This is a genomic window from Burkholderia sp. IT-111MI5, assembly GCF_949752865.1.
Taxonomy (GTDB): Bacteria; Pseudomonadota; Gammaproteobacteria; order Burkholderiales; family Burkholderiaceae; genus Burkholderia; species Burkholderia pyrrocinia_C.
The window spans coordinates 484,423-502,160 of sequence record NZ_CATKIF010000011.1; the positions used below are offsets into that span (position 1 = coordinate 484,423).

The 17,738-nt window shown below is 67.8% G+C and carries 13 protein-coding genes; 4 read left to right on the forward strand and 9 right to left on the reverse strand.

The features are described 5' to 3' along the window. The first annotated feature begins 576 nt into the window (after window positions 1-576). The gene (locus tag ACM6JT_RS10420) at window positions 577-921 is read left to right on the forward strand and encodes a DUF3564 family protein (protein WP_034179684.1); all 345 of its coding nucleotides are present in this window, start codon (window positions 577-579) and stop codon (window positions 919-921) included. A 423-nt stretch (window positions 922-1,344) separates the two neighbouring features. Further along, a complete protein-coding gene (locus ACM6JT_RS10425; RefSeq protein WP_217586865.1) occupies window positions 1,345-3,240 on the forward strand; it encodes a peptidoglycan D,D-transpeptidase FtsI family protein in 1,896 nt (631 codons plus the stop codon). Between the two features lie 158 nt (window positions 3,241-3,398). Here the strand turns inward: ACM6JT_RS10425 and ACM6JT_RS10430 are convergent, their stop codons facing one another. The 4 genes from ACM6JT_RS10430 to ACM6JT_RS10445 all read right to left on the reverse strand — a co-directional run bounded on the left by ACM6JT_RS10430 (window position 3,399) and on the right by ACM6JT_RS10445 (window position 9,263). Beyond that, on the reverse strand, window positions 3,399-5,117 hold the full coding sequence (locus ACM6JT_RS10430; protein ID WP_034179686.1) for a cation:proton antiporter: 1,719 nt from the start codon (window positions 5,115-5,117) through the stop codon (window positions 3,399-3,401). A gap of 206 nt (window positions 5,118-5,323) precedes the next feature. Further along, window positions 5,324-6,748, reverse strand: a complete 1,425-nt coding sequence (locus ACM6JT_RS10435) for a cytochrome c (RefSeq protein WP_414856428.1) — start codon at window positions 6,746-6,748, stop codon at window positions 5,324-5,326. Next, entirely contained in the window at window positions 6,745-8,523 is a 1,779-nt protein-coding gene (locus ACM6JT_RS10440; RefSeq protein ID WP_105389908.1) for a GMC family oxidoreductase, read from the reverse strand. The genes ACM6JT_RS10435 and ACM6JT_RS10440 overlap by 4 nt, the downstream gene beginning before the upstream one ends. Further along, window positions 8,523-9,263 carry a gluconate 2-dehydrogenase subunit 3 family protein gene (locus ACM6JT_RS10445; protein ID WP_414856429.1) on the reverse strand — a complete coding sequence of 247 codons (741 nt, stop codon included), beginning with the start codon at window positions 9,261-9,263 and terminating at the stop codon, window positions 8,523-8,525. The genes ACM6JT_RS10440 and ACM6JT_RS10445 overlap by 1 nt, the downstream gene beginning before the upstream one ends. A 601-nt stretch (window positions 9,264-9,864) precedes the next feature. Here ACM6JT_RS10445 and ACM6JT_RS10450 point away from each other — a divergent pair. Next, entirely contained in the window at window positions 9,865-10,449 is a 585-nt protein-coding gene (locus ACM6JT_RS10450) for an RNA 2'-phosphotransferase (protein ID WP_131948336.1), read from the forward strand. 12 nt (window positions 10,450-10,461) lie between these two features. Here ACM6JT_RS10450 and ACM6JT_RS10455 read toward each other — a convergent pair whose 3' ends face one another. Continuing rightward, complete coding sequence (locus ACM6JT_RS10455; protein WP_034179690.1) at window positions 10,462-10,878, reverse strand: DUF3995 domain-containing protein; 417 nt, start codon at window positions 10,876-10,878, stop codon at window positions 10,462-10,464. 322 nt (window positions 10,879-11,200) lie between these two features. Here ACM6JT_RS10455 and ald point away from each other — a divergent pair, with 322 nt between their 5' ends. Next, window positions 11,201-12,316 (forward strand): alanine dehydrogenase, encoded by a 1,116-nt coding sequence (gene ald, locus ACM6JT_RS10460; RefSeq protein WP_414856430.1) that lies wholly within the window; start codon window positions 11,201-11,203, stop codon window positions 12,314-12,316. A gap of 39 nt (window positions 12,317-12,355) precedes the next feature. Here ald and polX read toward each other — a convergent pair whose 3' ends face one another. The 4 genes from polX to ACM6JT_RS10480 all read right to left on the reverse strand — a co-directional run bounded on the left by polX (window position 12,356) and on the right by ACM6JT_RS10480 (window position 17,717). Further along, complete coding sequence (polX, locus tag ACM6JT_RS10465; RefSeq protein ID WP_414856431.1) at window positions 12,356-14,122, reverse strand: DNA polymerase/3'-5' exonuclease PolX; 1,767 nt, start codon at window positions 14,120-14,122, stop codon at window positions 12,356-12,358. Between the two features lie 187 nt (window positions 14,123-14,309). After that, complete coding sequence (locus ACM6JT_RS10470) at window positions 14,310-14,702, reverse strand: TraR/DksA family transcriptional regulator (protein WP_034179693.1); 393 nt, start codon at window positions 14,700-14,702, stop codon at window positions 14,310-14,312. 305 nt (window positions 14,703-15,007) lie between these two features. Next, window positions 15,008-16,180, reverse strand: coding sequence for a glycosyltransferase family 4 protein (locus ACM6JT_RS10475; RefSeq protein WP_414856432.1), 1,173 nt, complete (start codon window positions 16,178-16,180; stop codon window positions 15,008-15,010). A 151-nt stretch (window positions 16,181-16,331) separates the two neighbouring features. Beyond that, window positions 16,332-17,717 carry an undecaprenyl-phosphate glucose phosphotransferase gene (locus ACM6JT_RS10480; protein ID WP_034179695.1) on the reverse strand — a complete coding sequence of 462 codons (1,386 nt, stop codon included), beginning with the start codon at window positions 17,715-17,717 and terminating at the stop codon, window positions 16,332-16,334. Window positions 17,718-17,738: the final 21 nt, after the last annotated feature.

The window sequence follows — 17,738 nt, forward strand, 5'->3', positions numbered from 1 at the left end:
GGGCCGGGGCTGACGCGCGCCCCGGCAGTCCCGATCTGGCATACGGCCCGCGATCGCGTCGATCGCACCTCTGGCACGAGGCGGCGGCAGCCGCCGAGGACGGGCGTCCGCGGCACAGGATCGGGAAGTTCCCAGTGTGGGGCCCGATCGCGTGCAAGTCTGTCCCGAAAGTTTCGTGAAAGTGTGCCGATTTGTGCGCGATTGTCGGAGTGTGTCGTTCCGGCCGCGCCGTCAAAACGCTGAAACATCGGGTCGGACCGCATCCCGGCAGTGCCGGATTGCGTCGATCGGCCCGGTTCCGGCGACGGCCCGAGCGCGACAGATCGACGCGCCCCCGGCCATGTCATCCCATGTCTCGAACGTCGCCGATGCGTGCGTCGACACCGCAAGCGCTGATGCCACGTGCGTTTGCGCGCGCCGCCGAAATGTCCGCGGATCGTCAGACGTCGTTTCATCTGAAACCGCAATGGACTCAGTATCGATTTATTGCGGATTATCGCTTGCGTTTCACACCAGTCTATCTAGACTGTTCAAGTCCAAACGGTCAAATTCGTCCTTTTTTCAGGAGACGATCCAATGCGCCTCACCATTCGAATTAATGGCAGCGAATCGGCAACCCGGCAATCCTTCGCGGTACTGTGGGTGGATACCGACGAGGGACTGTGGTCGCGTGAGGCACATCAGGGCATCGATCTTCCGACTTGGGGCAAGGTCCGCGACGTCGAGGGCGCAATGGCGCTCTGCGCGGCCGACGGCGGGAAAGCCGTATGCCAGTTGAAGGGGCTGTCGTTCGGTGCGACGCAGCGCGAACAGGGCCCCGCCGTGCTTGCAGGCAATCACGCGGGCGCGTGGCGGCTGCAGGCCGTCGATCGCTGCACGACCCAGCCGGAATACCGGGAATTCATTTCCGTCGACCGATAGAAAATTTTTTACATATATCGTCTACGGTTTTCGGGTTTATTCCAGTTTCAGAGATAGTCATTTCGATATTCAGAATTAACGGCGCCTCATTCTGGGGCGCTTTTTATTTTCCGCCATTAAAGAAATAACCGAGGGACGGGCAATTGATCGCATCCCGGCGACGGCTGCGATCAACCGGTAGCGGATGCCGCACGCCCGGATCGATACGGCGCCCAACGCCCCGTCACTCAGCGTCTGCGGCGGCGCCGAAAAATCCGCTCGCGCCCCTCCTTTCCAGCCCCCTTTTCAGCGCTTTGCCGGTCGGCCGCAGCCGCCTTTTCACGGGGCCGGAACATACTTTCCCCACACGGCGTTTACTCATTTATTACAATCGCATTATTCAGACTGACCAGCCGCCGTCCGGCGGCCCGACCCGGCCATTGCATGAGCGTGAAAAAGAAGACCCACCCCGCCGATCCGTACTCGGCCGCGACGAAGAATCCGATGCTCGCGTCGCGCCTGCCGATGTGGCGCTCGAAACTGGTCGTGATCGTCGTGTTCCTCGCGTTCGCCGCGCTGCTCGCGCGCGCCTTCTGGGTGCAGGTCGCGAACCAGGATTTCTACGTCGGCCAGGGCCAGAAGCGCTACCAGCGCACGATCGAGCTCGACGCGATGCGCGGGCGCATCGTCGACCGCAACGGCGCGATGCTCGCGGTCAGCCTGTCGACCTATGAAATCTGGGCGAACCCGAAACAGGTCGCCGATACCGACTATCCGCAGATCGCGAAGCTGCTCGACCTGCCGCTCGTCGAGGTCAAGCGGCGCCTCGGCAACGACAAGACGTTCGTGCTGCTCAAGCGGCAGGTCGACGCGGACACCGCGGGCCGGCTCGACAAGCTCGCGATCGACGGCATCACGCAGATCGCCGATTCGAAGCGCTTCTACCCGGAAGGCGAATCGGCCGCGCACGTGGTCGGCTTCACGAACGTCGAAGACAAGGGCCAGGAAGGCGTCGAACTCGCGGCGAACGCGCGCCTGTCCGGCACGTCCGGGCAGCGCGAGGTGATCCGCGACCGGCTCGGCCGCATCGTGTCGGACACGCGCCCGCTCGTTCCCGCGCAGCACGGCGCGACGATCGAGCTGACGATCGACCGCCGGATCCAGCAGCTCGCGTTCAGCCAGCTCAAGGCGGCCGTGATCGAAAACAACGCGATCGCCGGCAGCGTCGTCGTGCTCGATGCGCAGAACGGCGAGATCCTCGCGCTCGCGAACTACCCGACCTTCGACCCGAACGACCGCGCGCGCCTCACGGGCCAGCAGTTGCGCAACCGCGCGGTGATCGACACGTTCGAACCCGGCTCGACGATCAAGCCGCTCGTCGTCGCGCTGTCGATCGACGAGCGCAAGGTCACGCCGAACACGATCATCAACACGTCGCCTGGCACCTACAAGATCGGCCCGGCCGTGATCCACGACACGTCGAACCACGGGTCGCTGACGGTATCGCAGGCACTGCAGAAGTCGAGCAACGTCGCGCTCGCGAAGCTCGCGCTGAACCTGCCCGCCGAAACGATCTGGAACAAGTACCAGGAATACGGGATCGGTCGCGCGCCCGAGCTGACGTTCCCGGGCGTCGCATCGGGCCGGCTGCGCGGCTACAAGCGCTGGCGGCCGATCGAGCAGGCGACGATGGCGTACGGCTACGGGCTGTCGATGTCGCTGCTGCAGATCGCGCAGACGTATACGGCCTATGCGGGCGACGGCACGCTGCACCCGGTGTCGCTGCTGAAGAACGGCACCGACCAGCAGACGATCGACGCGCATCGCGGCCACCGCGTGACGTCGCCGCAAACGGCCGCGTCGATCCGCTCGATGCTCGAGATGGCGGTCGGCGAAGGCGGCACGGGGCGCCGCGCGCGCGTCGACGGCTACCGGATCGGCGGCAAGACGGGTACCGCGCGCAAGCAGGTCGGCGCGACCTATGCGAAGGGCAAGTACCGCGCGCTGTTCGCGGGGATGGCACCGATGAGCAATCCGCGCCTGATCGTCGCGGTGATGATCGACGAGCCGCGCGGCAAGGGCTACTACGGCGGCACGGTGGCCGGCCCGGTGTTCGCGTCGGTCACGAGCGGCTCGCTGCAGCTGCTCGGCGTGCCGCCCGATGCGCCGGTCGAACCGGAGAAGCCGCAGCCGGCCAAGGCGGTTGCACCGCAGAAGACGGTCGAGGCGCCGAAGGCGGCGGCTCAACCGAAAACGGCTGCCGCGCAGAAAGCCGCCGCACCGTTGAAGACAGCCGCACAGCCCGGCACGACCGTGCCGACGAAGGCGGCGGCAAGCTGAAGCCGCTAGGCGGGCGATGCGGCATGCCGCACCGCCCGCGCTCCAACTCCGTCCCCCGCTTTCATCCCACTTTCCAGGAGCGCCCCGCATCACTTAAGCGTTCCGGCTGCACACTCCTGCAATTCTTTCGCGCTGCGGGCGGTCTTGCCCGCGCACCGTCAATGCGCCGCCGCCGCTACCGGCTTCACCATCCTGCCGAGCACATGCTCGGTCATCCCGCGCGCGAGTTCGGTCTCGCCCATGAACACGGTGCCGATGCCCTCGCTCGACAGCAGCGCGGCCTCGTCGCCGCTGTTCGTGCACAGCACGACCTCGAGCGTCGGGTTGAGCGTGCGCGAAATCTCGACGATCTGCCGCACGTCGAACACGTCCGGCAGCGTGACGACCAGCATCCCGGCGCGCGCGATATGCGCCTGCACGAGCACGATCGGCTCGATCGCGTCGCCGGACACGGCCGCGATGCCGTCGGCACGCAGCTTCTCGACGAGCTCGCGGTTCTGCTCGACGACGACATACGCGATCCCGCGCTCGTCCAGCGCATGCGCGATCCGCGTGCCGACCTTGCCGTAACCGACGATCACGACCTGCCCGGTCAGGTGCGTCTGCGGCGTCGACATCGGCAACGCGGCGAGCGGATCGTCGCGCGCCTCGAGCTTGCGCGCGAACGCCGAATGCTTGCGGATCCACGCGAGCGCCGGATCGATCATCGCGAACAGCAGCGTGTTCATCGCGATCGAGATCAGCGCGACCGCCAGAATCAGGCTCTGCCCCTCGGCCGACAGCAACCCGAGCGCGCGGCCGAGCCCCGCGAGGATGAACGAGAATTCGCCGATCTGCGCGAGGCCCGCGCCGACCGTCAGCGCAGTATTCAGCGGATAGCGGAACGCGATCACGAGCGCGACCGCCGCGAGCGTCTTGCCGACCAGCACGATCGCCGCGACCTCGATCACGTGCAGCGGCTCCTCGATCAGCACCTTCGGGTCGAACAGCATCCCGACCGAGATGAAGAACAGCACCGAGAACGCGTCGCGCAGCGGCAGCGTCTCGTCGGCCGCGCGACGGCTGAATTCCGACTCGCGCATCATCATCCCGGCGAAGAACGCGCCGAGCGCGAACGACACGTCGAACAGCTTCGCCGCGCCGAACGCGATGCCGACCGCGGCCGCGATCATGCACAGCGTGAACAGCTCGCGCGAGCCCGTGCGCGCGACGAGCCACAAAATGCGCGGGAATACGCGCTTGCCGACCACGAGCATCAGCGCGATGAACGCCGCGACCTTCAGCATCGTCACGCCGAGCGTGCCCCACACGCTGCCGCCGGCCGCCTGCACGTCGCCGGGCGGCGTGCCGCCGAGCAGCCCCGCGACGGGCGGCAGCAGCACGAGCACCAGCACCATCACGAGATCCTCGACGACGAGCCAGCCGACCGCGATGCGCCCGTTGACCGTCTCGACGAGCCCGCGCCCTTCGAGCGCGCGCAGCAGCACGACGGTACTCGCGACCGACAGCGCAAGCCCGAACACGAGCGCCGCACCGAGGCTCCAGCCCCATGTGAGCGCGAGCCCGCCGCCTAGCAGCGTCGCGACGGTAATCTGCACGACGGCGCCCGGCAGCGCGATCTTGCGCACCGCGAGCAGGTCGCCGAGCGAGAAATGCAGGCCGACGCCGAACATCAGCAGCATCACGCCGACTTCGGCGAGCTGCTGCGCGAGCGACAGGTCGCCGACGAAACCGGGCGTGCCGGGGCCGATCACGATCCCGGCGAGCAGATAGCCGACGAGCGGCGGCATTTTCAGCAGCGACGCGAGGTAACCGAAGATCATCGCGAGACCGAAACCGGCCGCGAGCAACGCAATCAGGCTGACGTCATGGGGCATCCCCCCTCCCAAGTTCTTGTAACTATTTAGTAAGGTTCAAGATTGGAAGGATAAGGGATGAGGCGGAACAATGGCGCGCCGCCGTGAAAATTTCACGTGGTGGCGCGCCTTTGCGGGGTGCAACCCCGGCGAAACGACAGGCGCCGCGCGGGCTCGGCGGCGCCTTGAAGCGGTTCGGACAGGCGGGGCGTCGCCCCGCCGCCCCGTCAGCGCGACGCTTGCGGGAACCGCGCGCCCGGCGGCGGTTCGGGGCGGGTCGACGGCACGCTCTTGCGCACCTTCGCGACCTGCGCGGCCGTCACCGGCGCGCCCGTGTTGCCCCAGCTCGTGCGCACGAAGTTCGACACGTCCGCGACTTCCTGGTCCGACAGGCGCCAGCCGAACGGCGGCATCGTGAAGGTCGACGGCGCGGTGTGCGTGCCCTGCAGCGCACTGCCCTCCAGCACGACGTGGATCAGCGACGTCGGATCGCCGCCCTGCACGACCGGGTTGCCGGCGAGCGCCGGGAACACGCGCGTGTAGCCGTGGCCGTCGCTGCGGTGGCACGCCATGCAGTTGTCGCGATAGACGGCCGCGCCCGGTTTGCTCGCGTCGCCGGTCTGCAAGGCCTTTGCGGCAGCCGCGTCGTACACGTGCGGCTGCTCGCCCTGCACGCGCGGCGGCAGCGTCTTCAGGTAGCGCGCGATCGCATTCAGGTCGTCGTCGGTCATGTGCTGCATGCTGTGGCCGACCACGTCCGTCATCCCGCCGAACGCGGCCGTGCGCAGCGTGCGGCCGGTCTTCAGGAACTGCACGATCTCGGCTTCGGTCCACGTGCCGAGCCCGGTGCGCGGCTCGCCGCGCAGGCTGGTCGGCACCCAGCCGTCGATCGCCGCGCCGCCGGCCAGGAAGTCCGGGCCGTCCGCGTCGGTCAGCCCGCGCTCCTGCATCGTCGGCGCGCGCGGCGTGTGGCATGCGCCGCAGTGGCCGAGACCCTGCACGAGATACGCGCCGCGTGCGGCCACCGGGTCGGTATACGGCGCCGCGTCGAACGGCTTCGGCGACGGCGCGAACATCTTGCGCCAGATCCCGAGCGGCCAGCGCATCGACAGCGGCCACACGATGTCGACCGCGCGGTTCTCGTGCTCGACGGGCGCGACGCCGTGCATGAAGTACGCGTACAGCGCCTTCATGTCGTCGTCGGTGAGGCGCGCATACGACGGGAACGGCATGGCCGGATACATCGTGTCGCCGTTCTTGCGCACGCCCTCGCGCACCGCGCGGGTGAAGTTCTCGAACGTCCAGCCGCCAAGTCCGGTTTTCGGGTCCGGCGTGATGTTCGTCGAATAGATTGCGCCGATCGGCGTGTCGAACTTCAGTCCGCCCGCGAACGGCTTGCCGCCGCTCGCGGTGTGGCACGCGATGCAGTCTCCCGCGCGGGCCAGGTATTCGCCGCGCTTGACGAGGTCCGCGTCGGCGGATCGGGCCGCGGGCGCGGCCGCCGGGCCCGAAGCCGCCGCGGGCGCGACCGCCGGTTGCGCGAAAGCCGCGGTGCCCGCGAAGCCGAACGCGGCCCAGGCCGCGCCGGCCGCCAGCGCGCGCCGCACCGGGGAAAGGCCGCGCGCGGCGTTGTGGTTCATCGTCCTCTTCATGCGGTCACCAGCGGGGCGGGATTTTTCAGGTATTGCTCGCGGATCGCGCGTGCCGACCAGTAGGCCAGCGCCGCGATGATGCCGGTCGGGTTGTAGCCGATGCCCTGCGGCAGCGCCGACGCGCCCATCACGAACACGTTGTGCACGTCCCAGCACTGCAGGTAGCGGTTCAGCACGCTCGTCTTCGGGTCGGTGCCCATGATCGCGCCGCCGACGAGGTGGGTCGTCTGGTACGCGCGCGAATCGAAGTGCTTGCCGAACTCGCGCGTCGACACGCCGATCGCCTTCGGCCCCATCGCCTCCGCGATCTTCTTCATCTGCCCGGTCACGTACTGCGCCATCCTGATGTCGTTGTCCTTCCAGTCGAAGGTCATCCGCAAGAGCGGCTGGCCGTACGAATCGCGATAGGTCGGATCGAGGTCGAGATACACGTCGCGGTACGACATGTTCGTGCCGTGCGCGTCCATCGAGATCGTGTGTGCGTAGTAATCCTTGACGGATTTCTTCCACGCCGAACCCCACTGCGGCGTGCCGGGCGGCGTTGCGATGCCGCTGATCGGCTTCGCGCCGGCCTGGTTCACCCACAGCGGCGAGCCGCCGACGAAGCCGAGCGGGCCGTGGTCGAAGTTGTCCGCGTTGAAGTCGTCCACCGCGACGCCGTTGCCGCCCGCGCCGATGAACGGGTTCGTGTAGGTGTCCTTGTCGAAGAATGCCTTGATCGTCGACAGGTTCTGGTACGCGAAATTGCGGCCCACGACGCCCTCGCCGGAGATCGGGTCGTACGGCTTGCCGATGCCCGACAGCAGCAGCAGGTGCACGTTGTGGTACTGGAACGCAGCGACGATCACGAGATCGGCCGGCTGGTGCACTTCGCGTCCGGCCGGGTCGATGTAGGTGACGCCCGTCGCGCGTTTCTTCGTGTCGTCGAGGTCGACGCGCAGCACGTGGCACTTCGAACGCAGCTCGAAGTTCGGCGCCTGCTTCAGCGCGGGCAGGATGTTCAGGTTCGGCGACGCCTTCGAGTACATGTAGCACGCGTAGCCGCTGCAGTAGCCGCAGAAGTTGCACGGGCCCATCTGCACGCCGTACGGGTTCGTGTACGGGCCCGACGTGTTCGCCGACGGCAGCCGGTACGGATGCAGGCCGAGCGACTGCGCCGCATCGAAGAAGCGCTGCGCCGAATAGGTATTGAGCTGCGCGGGCAACGGGAAGTTGTTGCTGCGGTTCGCCTCGAACACGTTGCCGTCGCCGACCACCTTGCCGCCGACCTTGTACGCCTGCCCCGACGTGCCGAACACCTTCTCGGCGAAATCGAAATGCGGCTCGAGCTCGTCGTAGCTGACACCCGTATCCTGGATCGTCATCCCTGCGGGGATGAACTTCTTGCCGTAGCGCTCTTCATAGTGGCTGCGCAGGCGCAGTTCTTCCGGCGTGATCCGGAAGTGCACGCCCGACCAGTGCAGCCCCGCGCCGCCGACGCCCTCGCCCGGCAGGAACGCGGCGAGCTGCCGGTACGGCAGCGCGGTGTCCTGCACGCCGTGGCGGATCGATACGGTCGTCTTCGACAGGTCCACGAACAGCTTCTTGCGGACGTTGTAGGTCAGCTCGTCGATCGTATTCGGATACGCGCCGTCCGGATAGGTGTCGCGATACTCGCCGCGCTCGAGCGCGACGACCTTCAGGCCCGCTTCGGTCAGTTCCTTCGCGAGAATCGCGCCGGTCCAGCCGAAGCCGACGATCACCGCATCGACATGCGGTTTTTTCTCTGCGGCCATCAGCTGCGCTCCCCGTTGATCGAGACGGGGCCGTACGGATAGGGCTTGCCGTTCTGGTTGACGAAATCCATGAAGTCCGCGCGCGCGCCCGGAAAGCCGATCATCTTCCACGCGGCCATGTCGTGATTGCCGCCGTGAACCGGATCGCAGAAGTAGCCTTCGCGCGTGTTCTGCAGCAGTTGGCCGAAGAACACGCCGGGCGGCACGTCGTCGATCTGCGCGCCGCCCTTCTCCAGCGCGCCGAGCACGGTGTCGCGCGTCGGCGCGTCGAGATCCGCGAACGCGTTGCCGTGGGCCTTTTCGCAATAGCGGTTGACGGCCGCGATGCCGAGCCGGTAGATGTCGCGCGGCACGAGCTTCAACTGGTAGCCGAGCTCGGGCACACCCTGCTGGAACGGCCCCTGCATGTACCACGTCGCGCCGTGCGCATACGGCGTCTCCATCTGGCGGTCGATGAATTCGGGCACGCCCGATTCGAGCGCGCCGGGGCCTTCGGCATCGGCCGGAATCAGCCGGTCGACGGCAGCCTGGACGAACGCCCACTCCTTCGCATCGAAGAAGGTCGGCTTGTACGGGGCGCGTTCGGCGCTGGCGGAAGCGGCGGGCGCGTTGCCGGCCGTCGTCGCGGATGGCGACGACGCGCGCAGGTCGCAGCCGGCGACCGACGCGATCGGCACGAGCGCGACCGACGTGCGCAGGAAACGGCGGCGCGAGTTGGGTTTGTCAGGTGGCGTGGACATGGTCGGATGTTGATCGTTGGGGATCGGGGGCCGGACGCGCGCATTCCGCATGCGGCGGGTCCGGCACGGCAGCCATGCCGCATGCGGCTGGCCGTCCTGTTCATTCGTGTGTTGCGAACAACCTCGATGCGGGCGCCGGCCGCGCAATGCGCGACGGCGCCTTCATGCAGCCGCGTGCGTTGCCGGTTCCTCCGGCGGCGCGGATCGACCTCTTCGCGGGCCTGATCGTCGGACAAATACCGGCCTGTCGGCCTGGCTCTGCCCGCCATCGCCATGACCGTGATTCAACCTGGACGCCGCGTTTGCCGCAGCAAGCGCGACGCGCACTGGCCCTCTTTCGGGTCCGGCGACGAGTGCCGCGAATTATATATGGAACCGGTTCCATTGCTAGATGGTTCGATGCAATTCAATGCATCGAAAATTGCAACAATTGAAAAATCCGGAACCCGGAATGCGCAAGGATGGCGCGCTCGCCGGCCGAGCCGCACGCCGGGCAGGCGATCGGCCTGCGTCGGGCGGAGCCGACGGCTGTCTCTTTCCAGCCACGCGGCGCAACGCGCCGGTGCCGGTTTGCACCGCGGTCTGGTAGCCTCCGCGTCTCATGAATACACAGAAGAACAAACCGCTGGCGCCCGACGCGATCAGCATCAGCAAATACCTGAGCTACCTGCTGCGCCACGAACCGCAGGCGATCGGACTGCAACTCGACCCGGAAGGCTGGGCCGGCATCGACGAACTAATTGCCTGCGCCGCCCGCCACGGGCGCCAACTCGATCGCGCGACGATCGAAACCGTCTGCGCGACCAGCGACAAGCAGCGCTTCGCCCTCTCCGACGATGGCCAACGCATCCGCGCGGTACAAGGCCATTCGACATCCGTCGTGCAACGCCGGTATCCGGCCGCGCAGCCGCCCGAGCGCCTCTATCACGGCACCGCGACGCGCTTCCTGGATTCGATTCGGGCGCAAGGGCTGAAACCCGGCGCCCGTCATCACGTGCATCTGTCGCCGGACATCCGGACTGCATTGGCCGTCGGCACACGCTACGGCGTGCCTGCGATTCTCGAAGTCGATGCGCAGCGCATGCACCGGCAAGGCCATACGTTCTTCGTCGCCGAAAACGGCGTATGGCTGACCGATGCCGTGCCGGCCGAATATCTCACGCAGATCGACACGCCGGCGCGCTGAGCCGTACGCCGTTCACCACGGCCAGAACATCGACGCGAGGGATAGCGCAAGCGCCGCGCAAAGCGGCGAGTAATACAGCGTGTCCATCCGCGCGAAACGCGACCCGCGAACCCGCTTGAAGAAGCCGACATAGCGGAAATCGCCGACGGCCCGCACCGCGAAGATCAATGCGAGCGCAACGACCGCGAACGCGATCGTGCCGGGATACGTGTTCCGCCCCAACCAGCCGGCACGCGCGGCGACCACGCATGCGCCGGCCAGCAGCGCCGCCGCGATGGCAAACGTGCCGACGGCGGTCGGCCGCAGCAGCGGCATGCCGTCCTGTTCCGGAATGGCCGCACGCTTGCCGAGCCGCCCGCCAAACGCCCAGTAGGCGTGAACGAGCGCGATCGCGCAAAGCGTCGGCACGCTGAAATACGCGCCGGTCATGTCGGTAAATGTCCTCGTCTCGTTGTCTCGTCGTTTTGCCGGAAGATTCCGGCACGCGGCCCCGGCCCGCGACACGCAAGACGATACCGAAACCCGGCAGTGCGCGCATTGCGACGTCCGGTCGCAACCCGCCACAGTGCGTGCTGCGGTGCAATGCGCACGCATCATCGTGCCGGCCGCCCGCTTGACTTCCCTCAACGCACTACTACGCTGGTATTCCAGTACTGCAGTCGGCATGCCCCTGCGCAACCGGCCGCACGCGCATCGTTCGCCGCGCGGCGCACATGCACGACAACGATAACGAAGGCCATGGAGGCGACTCATGCTGATCGGTGTGCCGAAGGAGATCAAGAACCACGAATACCGCGTCGGCCTCACGCCGGCCGGCGCGCGCGAACTCACGCGGCACGGCCATGCCGTGCTCGTCCAGCACGGCGCGGGCACGGCGATCGGCCTGCTCGACAACGACTACACAGCCGCGGGCGCATCGCTGTGCGACGGTGCCGACGAAATCTTCGCGCGCGCCGACATGATCATCAAGGTCAAGGAGCCGCAGCCGGCCGAATGCGCGATGCTGCGGCGCGGCCAGATTCTCTATACCTACCTGCATCTCGCGCCCGATCCCGAACAGGCGGCCGCGCTCGTGAAGTCCGGCGCCGTCTGCATCGCGTATGAAACCGTCACGGCGCCCGGCGGCGGCCTGCCGCTGCTCGCGCCGATGAGCGAGGTGGCGGGACGCATGTCGATCCAGGTCGCGGCGACCCACCTCGAGAGCCCGCGCGGCGGCCGCGGCGTGCTGATGGCCGGCGTGCCCGGCGTGCCGGCCGCGCATGTCGTCGTGCTCGGCGCGGGCGTGGTGGGAACCGGTGCGCTGCAGATGGCGGTCGGCCTCGGCGCGCGCGTCACCGTGCTCGACAACAACGTGAACCGCTTGCGTCAGCTCGACCTCGTCTTCGCCAACCGGATCACGACCGTCTGCTCGAATGCGCATACGATCGACGAAGCCGTGCGCGAAGCCGACGTCGTGATCGGCGCGGTGCTCGTGCCCGGTGCATCGGCGCCGCGGCTCGTCACGCGCGACATGATCGCGACGATGCGCACGGGCGCCGTCGTCGTCGATGTCGCGATCGACCAGGGCGGCTGCTTCGAGACATCGCATGCGACAACGCATGCGGACCCGACCTTCGTCGTCGACGGCGTCGTGCACTACTGCGTCGCGAACATGCCCGGCGCGGTCGCGCGCACGTCGACCTTCGCGCTGAACAACGCGACGCTCGGGCATGCGCTTGCGCTCGCCGACAAGGGCTGGAAGCAGGCGATGACCGACGATCCGCACCTGCGCGCGGGCCTGAACGTCTGCAACGGACACATCACGTACGAAGCGGTCGCGCTGGCGCTCGGCCTGCCTTATGTGCCGGCCGCCGGCGTGCTGGCATGACATGAACGCACGGCTGGCAGCACGCGTTGCCAGCCGTCTTCACGCGCCCTTCGACCGGCTCCGCTTCGACCCGCCGCCCCCACCCATCGTGCGCGCGAGCAGCGGCCGCAGTTGCGCGAGCGTGCGCGTGTTGAGCACGTCCGGCCGCGTGAGCCAGCCGCGTCGCGCCTGATCGACGCCGTACGCGAGGTTGTCGAGTTCGTCCGCGCTGCACGCATCCGAGCCGATCGCGACCGGCACGCCGGCCTTCGCGGCCTCGCGGCACCAGATGTCCGGCAGGTCGAACCGCCGCGGCTGCGCATCGAGTTCGACGAAGCAGCCGCGCGCCGCGGCCTGCGCGATCACGCGCGCCACGTCGAGCTCGCATGCGTCGCGCTCGCCGAGCAGGCGGCCGGTCGGGTGCGCGAGTATCGTGAAATGCGGATGGTCCATCGCGCGCAGCATGCGGTCGGTCTGCGCGGCGCGCGACAGGTCGAAGCCGTCGCGTACCGCGCCGACGACCAGATCGAGCCGGCCGAGCATCGCGTCGGGCATGTCGAGACTGCCGTCCTCGAGAATGCCGGCTTCCACGCCCTTGAGCAGCACGAAATCGTCGAACGACGCATTGATGCGATCGATCTCGTCGAGCTGCCGCGCGAGCCACTCGAAGGTGTTGCGGCCGCCGCCGGCAGGCGGTGCGCGGTCGGTGACGGCCAGGTACGCGAGCCCGCGTGCGCGCGCCGCGTCGGCCATCGCACGCAGGCCGTCGCGGCCGGCCGACGCGTTCGTATGCGCATGCAGGTCGCCGTGGATCTGCTTGCGCTCGACCAGCGCCGGCAGCGTGCCCGCGCGCGATGCGTCGATCTCGCCGCGATTCTCGCGCAGTTCGGGCGGCACGACGTGCAGCCCGATTGCATCGTAGACCGACGCCTCCGTCGTGCCGGCAATCCGCTCGTCGCCGCGAAACACGCCGTATTCGTTGATCTTCAACCCGCCGGCCTGCGCGATCCTGCGCAGCGCGATGTTGTGCGCCTTCGATCCGGTGAAGTAGACGAGCGCCGCGCCGAACGCATCGGCGTCGACGACGCGCAGGTCGACCTGCAACCCGCTGTCGAGCACGACGCTCGACTTCGTCTTGCCGTGCGCGAGCACGCGCGCCACCTTGTCATAGCCGACGAACGCGTCGGCGACCGCAACCGGATCGCGTGCAGTGGCGAGAATGTCGAGATCGCCGACCGTCTCGCGGCGGCGGCGAAAACTGCCGGCCGGCACGACCTTGCCGACGCCTGCCACCGCGCGCAGGCGTTCGAGCAACGGCGTCAGCGCTTGCTCGGCAGCCGGCAGCAGGAAACGCTGCGGTTCGCGCTGCAGGCGATCGTCGATCGCTTCGAGCAGATGCGCTTCGGTTTTCGCGCCGAAGCCCGGCAACTCGCGCACGTGCCCGCTCTTCGCTTCGACGCGTAGCTGTTCGAGCGAATCGACGTGCAGTGCGTCATGCAGCGCCTTCACGCGTTTCGCGCCGAGCCCCGGTACGTCGAGCAGCTCGACGATCGCGCCCGGCAGCGCGTGGCGCAGTGTTTGCTGCAGTTCGCAGGTGCCGGTCGCGGCGATCTCGCGCAGCTTCGACGCGAGATCGGCCCCGATCGACGGAATCTTCCCGAGATCGTCGCCGTTCGCGATCATCGTCGGAATATCGCGCCCGTAGTCGGCAACCGTCCGTGCGGCGTTGCGGTAGGCACGCACGCGGAACGGATTGGCGCCCTGGATTTCGAGCATGTCCGCGATCTCGGCGAACACGGCCGCGCACTCGGCATTGTGGATCGGCATGATCGGCGTGGCTCCCTTCCACGTGGATGGCGCCGCACGCGTGCGCGACGGCGTCTGCCCGCCCGGCGCCGCATGTCGACGCCACCGGGCGCCCGTTCGTCATCCTACGCCGGCCGCGCAGCGCGTGCAGCGCGTGCAGCGCGTGCAGCACGAAAACGGGATCGGGATTGCGACCACGACCGCGACGTCAGAGCGATGCGCGCGGTGTCGTCGCGTAGCGTCGCTCGTAGACCGACTGGCAGTGCGTGCAGCGCTCGGCGGTCGGGCGCGCGAGCAGGCGCTCATAGTCGACCGGTGCATCGCAATCGATGCATTCGCCGTAGCTGCCGTCGCGCATCCGCAGTTGTGCGCGTCCGATCGCACGCAGTTCGGTCAGCTTCATGCCGATCAACGCATGATCGACGTCGACGAACAGATCCGCGTTCGCCTCGTCGCCCTCGTCCGGCGACGCGCCGGCAAGATCTGCATAGGATTCCGACGCGCGCTGGTCTTCGCTCGTGCGGATCTCCGCACGCAGCGTCTGCTCGCTCTCTTTCAGCCGCTGTTGCAGCATCTGCCGTTGTTGTTGGTCGAGCGCCATGGCCGTCTCTCCTGTTCCGGGTTCCGCGCGGAAAGTGTGGCGCGCGGTGTCGCGCCGGTGCGCGGCGGATAGACACGACCGGCGCCGCCGCGCCCGGATATGCGCCCGGACGCATGCAGCGCCGGATGCATTCGACGCAGGATAAACCCATTGAACACGCGTGTGTTGACCGGAATCAGCGCGGCGCTCGCCGCATGCTTGCGGAAACTGGGGACGGACGCGAAAACGCGCCATCGCCGGATTCGTCTGATGCAAACGCCGCGAAGGATCGCTCGATCCGCAGCGCAACATGACGTCATCGCACGTCAGGCATCGGCACGAACGATATCGAGCAACGCACGCGCCGAGCGCTGCCAGCTGTAACGCTGCGCATGCTCGCGGCCCATCGTGCGCAGCCGCGCACGCAGTTCCGGATCGTCCATCACGCGCGCGATCGACGCCGCGATATCCGGCGGCGAATACGCATCGCAGAACAATGCCGCTCCGCTGCAGACTTCCGGGAGTGCGCCCTCGTGCGACACGACGACGGGGCAGCCGCACCGCATCGCCTCGAGCGGCGGCAGCCCGAACCCTTCGTACAACGATGGAAAGACGAAGCAGCCGGCATGCTCGTACAGCGCCTTCAGTTCGCCGTCGGTCACGTAGCCGGCCCACGTGATGCACGGGTCGTCTTCGCGCAAGCCGGCCGCCCGTGCGCCGAAGATCTTCGCATTGGCGCCGCCCGCGATCACGAAGCGCAACGTCGGATGCGACTCGCGCATCAGCGCGATCGCGGCAAGCGCGCGCACGAGATTCTTGCCGGGCGCGAGCGACCCGACGAACAGCACGTAGCGGTCCGTCTCCAGATTCAGCCGCGACAGCACGCCGGGGTCGGCGTCGATCCGGTCGATATGATCGACTGCGCCCGGCACGACCGACAGGCGTGCGGGCGGCACGCCAAGCCGCGCGGCCAGCCGCGCCCGCGAAAAATGCGAGACCGTCACGATATGGCGCGCGCGCCGCTTCAGGATCGAGAACGCAAAGCGATACCACAGCCGGAACGCGAGCGAATAACCGGCCGGCAGATCGAAAATCGCCGCATCGTGAATCATCAGCAGTTGATCGCGCTTCGCCAGCGGCCCGATGTTGCACAGGCTCAGCAAGGTCCGGCCGCGCGTCGTGCGCGGCAGCGTCCATTGTTCCCAGAGCGCGCCGTGGCGGCGACCGGAAGTCTGCGACCGCGCGCCGACCGGCAATGCCGCCGGATCGTGATCGGACGGCACGACCAGCGCCGGCGCATCGTCGGCGTTCGCGATGCGCGCGAGCTCGGCCGTCAGTTCGTATGCCACCCGCTGAACGCCCGTCATGCGCTGCGCAGTGAATTTTCCGTTGATTGCGAGGCCGCGCAACCGCGCGGTGTGCGCGGCTGCGACGACGCCCCGTTTCGCGCGCGCTTCCTGCAATACCGGTGCGCCTCGCTCCCGAATCGACGTTGACATGATCGTGACTGTTCCGATGGCTGCGGCGCGATTGCGCCGCCGGACACCCCGTTGCGCGGGATGCTGCTGTGCCGTCAGTGTGTCCGCCGCCTGCGATCCGGTCGGTACGTTCGACCGCACAACGCACCGCTTTCCGGACGATTCGCGATCCTCAGAAAGCGTTGCGCCCGATGAAGCCGCGCACGACCGTCAACAGGATGATCTTCATGTCGAACCAGAAGCTCCAGTTCTGCATGTAGAACAGATCGAACTTCACGCGCGCGGCCATCGCCTCGACCTTGCGCGTCTCGCCGCGATAGCCGTTCACCTGTGCCCATCCGGTGATGCCGGGCCGCACGCGGTAGCGGTACATGTAGCAGTCGATCAGCTGCCGGTAGAAGTCGTCGTGCTCGATCGCATGCGGACGCGGCCCGACGACCGACATCTGCCCGAACAGCACGTTGAAGAACTGCGGCAGCTCGTCAAGCGACGTGCGCCGCAGGAACGCGCCGACGCGCGTGATGCGCGAATCGTTGCGCGACGCCTGCCGCAGGACGCCCGGCTGCACGCGATGCACGCGCATCGTCCTGAACTTCAGGATGTCGAACTCGCGACCGTCGACACCCTTGCGGCGCTGCCTGAACAGCACGGGCCCCGGCGATGACAGCTTGACCGCGATCGCCAGCATCGACAGCAGCGGCAGCAACGGAATCAGCACGCCGAACGCGAACAGCCGGTCGAACGCGAACTTCGCCCACAGCTCCGGCGCGGAGCGCGGCGTGGTCGCGAGATTGATCGCCGGCATGCCGAGCACGTCGGTTGCCGAGCGATCGACGACGGCCATCTGCCGCACGTCGGGCAACAGCCGCAACTCGACGAATTCGTCGCGCAGCTCGCGCACGATGCGCTGGATCCGCCATTCGTGCGACATCGGCAGCGTGAGCCACACCTCGTCGATCGCGCCGCCGCGAATCATGTCGCGCAACGCATTCCAGTCGTCGATCACTGGCACGCCGCCGATGCCGCCGGCGGCGGCCGGCGCATCGTCGTCGAATACGCAGGCCGCGACGAACGGGCCATTCGATGCAAGCTGCATCCGCTCGATCGCGACGCGCCCGTACGCGGTTGCGCCGACAACGGCGACACGGCGCTGCCGCGCGCGCGGGTCGTCACGCGTCAGCGCGAGCGCCAGCAGCGCGGCGCGGCCGAGCAGCAGCGCCGCGTCGCCGGACAGCACCGTGCGCACGATCCAGCGTGTCGTGACCGTGCCGCCGCGGTTCATGATCCACATCGCGGCCGCCACCGTCAGCACGCTCGCGCAGACGACGGCCACCATCGTTTGCGTCAGTACGTGCGTGCCGCCATGCGGCGCCACGCCGCCGCGCACGGTGCGCAGGTAACGCGGCAGCAGCGCCACGGTCAACACGCACAGCAGCGCGATCGCACCGCGCTGTGCATCGGACAGCTCGCGCCACGCAAGGCCCGACGCCGCCTGCGCAGCGAGCGCCCCCGCCAGCACGAGCAAGACGTCGGCCGCCGCGATCGCGGCACGCCGCATCGTAGTCGTTCCACCGGACCT

Excerpts from the sequence above, each read along its gene's own strand:
- polX (WP_414856431.1), bottom strand. The coding sequence starts at position 14,122 with ATGCCGATCCACAATGCCGAGTGCGCGGCCGTGTTCGCCGAGATCGCG.
- ACM6JT_RS10475 (WP_414856432.1), bottom strand. The coding sequence starts at position 16,180 with ATGTCAACGTCGATTCGGGAGCGAGGCGCACCGGTATTGCAGGAAGCG.
- ACM6JT_RS10455 (WP_034179690.1), bottom strand. The coding sequence starts at position 10,878 with ATGACCGGCGCGTATTTCAGCGTGCCGACGCTTTGCGCGATCGCGCTC.
- ACM6JT_RS10435 (WP_414856428.1), bottom strand. The coding sequence starts at position 6,748 with ATGAAGAGGACGATGAACCACAACGCCGCGCGCGGCCTTTCCCCGGTG.
- ACM6JT_RS10480 (WP_034179695.1), bottom strand. The coding sequence starts at position 17,717 with ATGCGGCGTGCCGCGATCGCGGCGGCCGACGTCTTGCTCGTGCTGGCG.
- ACM6JT_RS10420 (WP_034179684.1), top strand. The coding sequence starts at position 577 with ATGCGCCTCACCATTCGAATTAATGGCAGCGAATCGGCAACCCGGCAA.
- ACM6JT_RS10450 (WP_131948336.1), top strand. The coding sequence starts at position 9,865 with ATGAATACACAGAAGAACAAACCGCTGGCGCCCGACGCGATCAGCATC.
- ACM6JT_RS10445 (WP_414856429.1), bottom strand. The coding sequence starts at position 9,263 with ATGTCCACGCCACCTGACAAACCCAACTCGCGCCGCCGTTTCCTGCGC.
- ACM6JT_RS10440 (WP_105389908.1), bottom strand. The coding sequence starts at position 8,523 with ATGGCCGCAGAGAAAAAACCGCATGTCGATGCGGTGATCGTCGGCTTC.
- ald (WP_414856430.1), top strand. The coding sequence starts at position 11,201 with ATGCTGATCGGTGTGCCGAAGGAGATCAAGAACCACGAATACCGCGTC.
- ACM6JT_RS10425 (WP_217586865.1), top strand. The coding sequence starts at position 1,345 with ATGAGCGTGAAAAAGAAGACCCACCCCGCCGATCCGTACTCGGCCGCG.
- ACM6JT_RS10430 (WP_034179686.1), bottom strand. The coding sequence starts at position 5,117 with ATGCCCCATGACGTCAGCCTGATTGCGTTGCTCGCGGCCGGTTTCGGT.
- ACM6JT_RS10470 (WP_034179693.1), bottom strand. The coding sequence starts at position 14,702 with ATGGCGCTCGACCAACAACAACGGCAGATGCTGCAACAGCGGCTGAAA.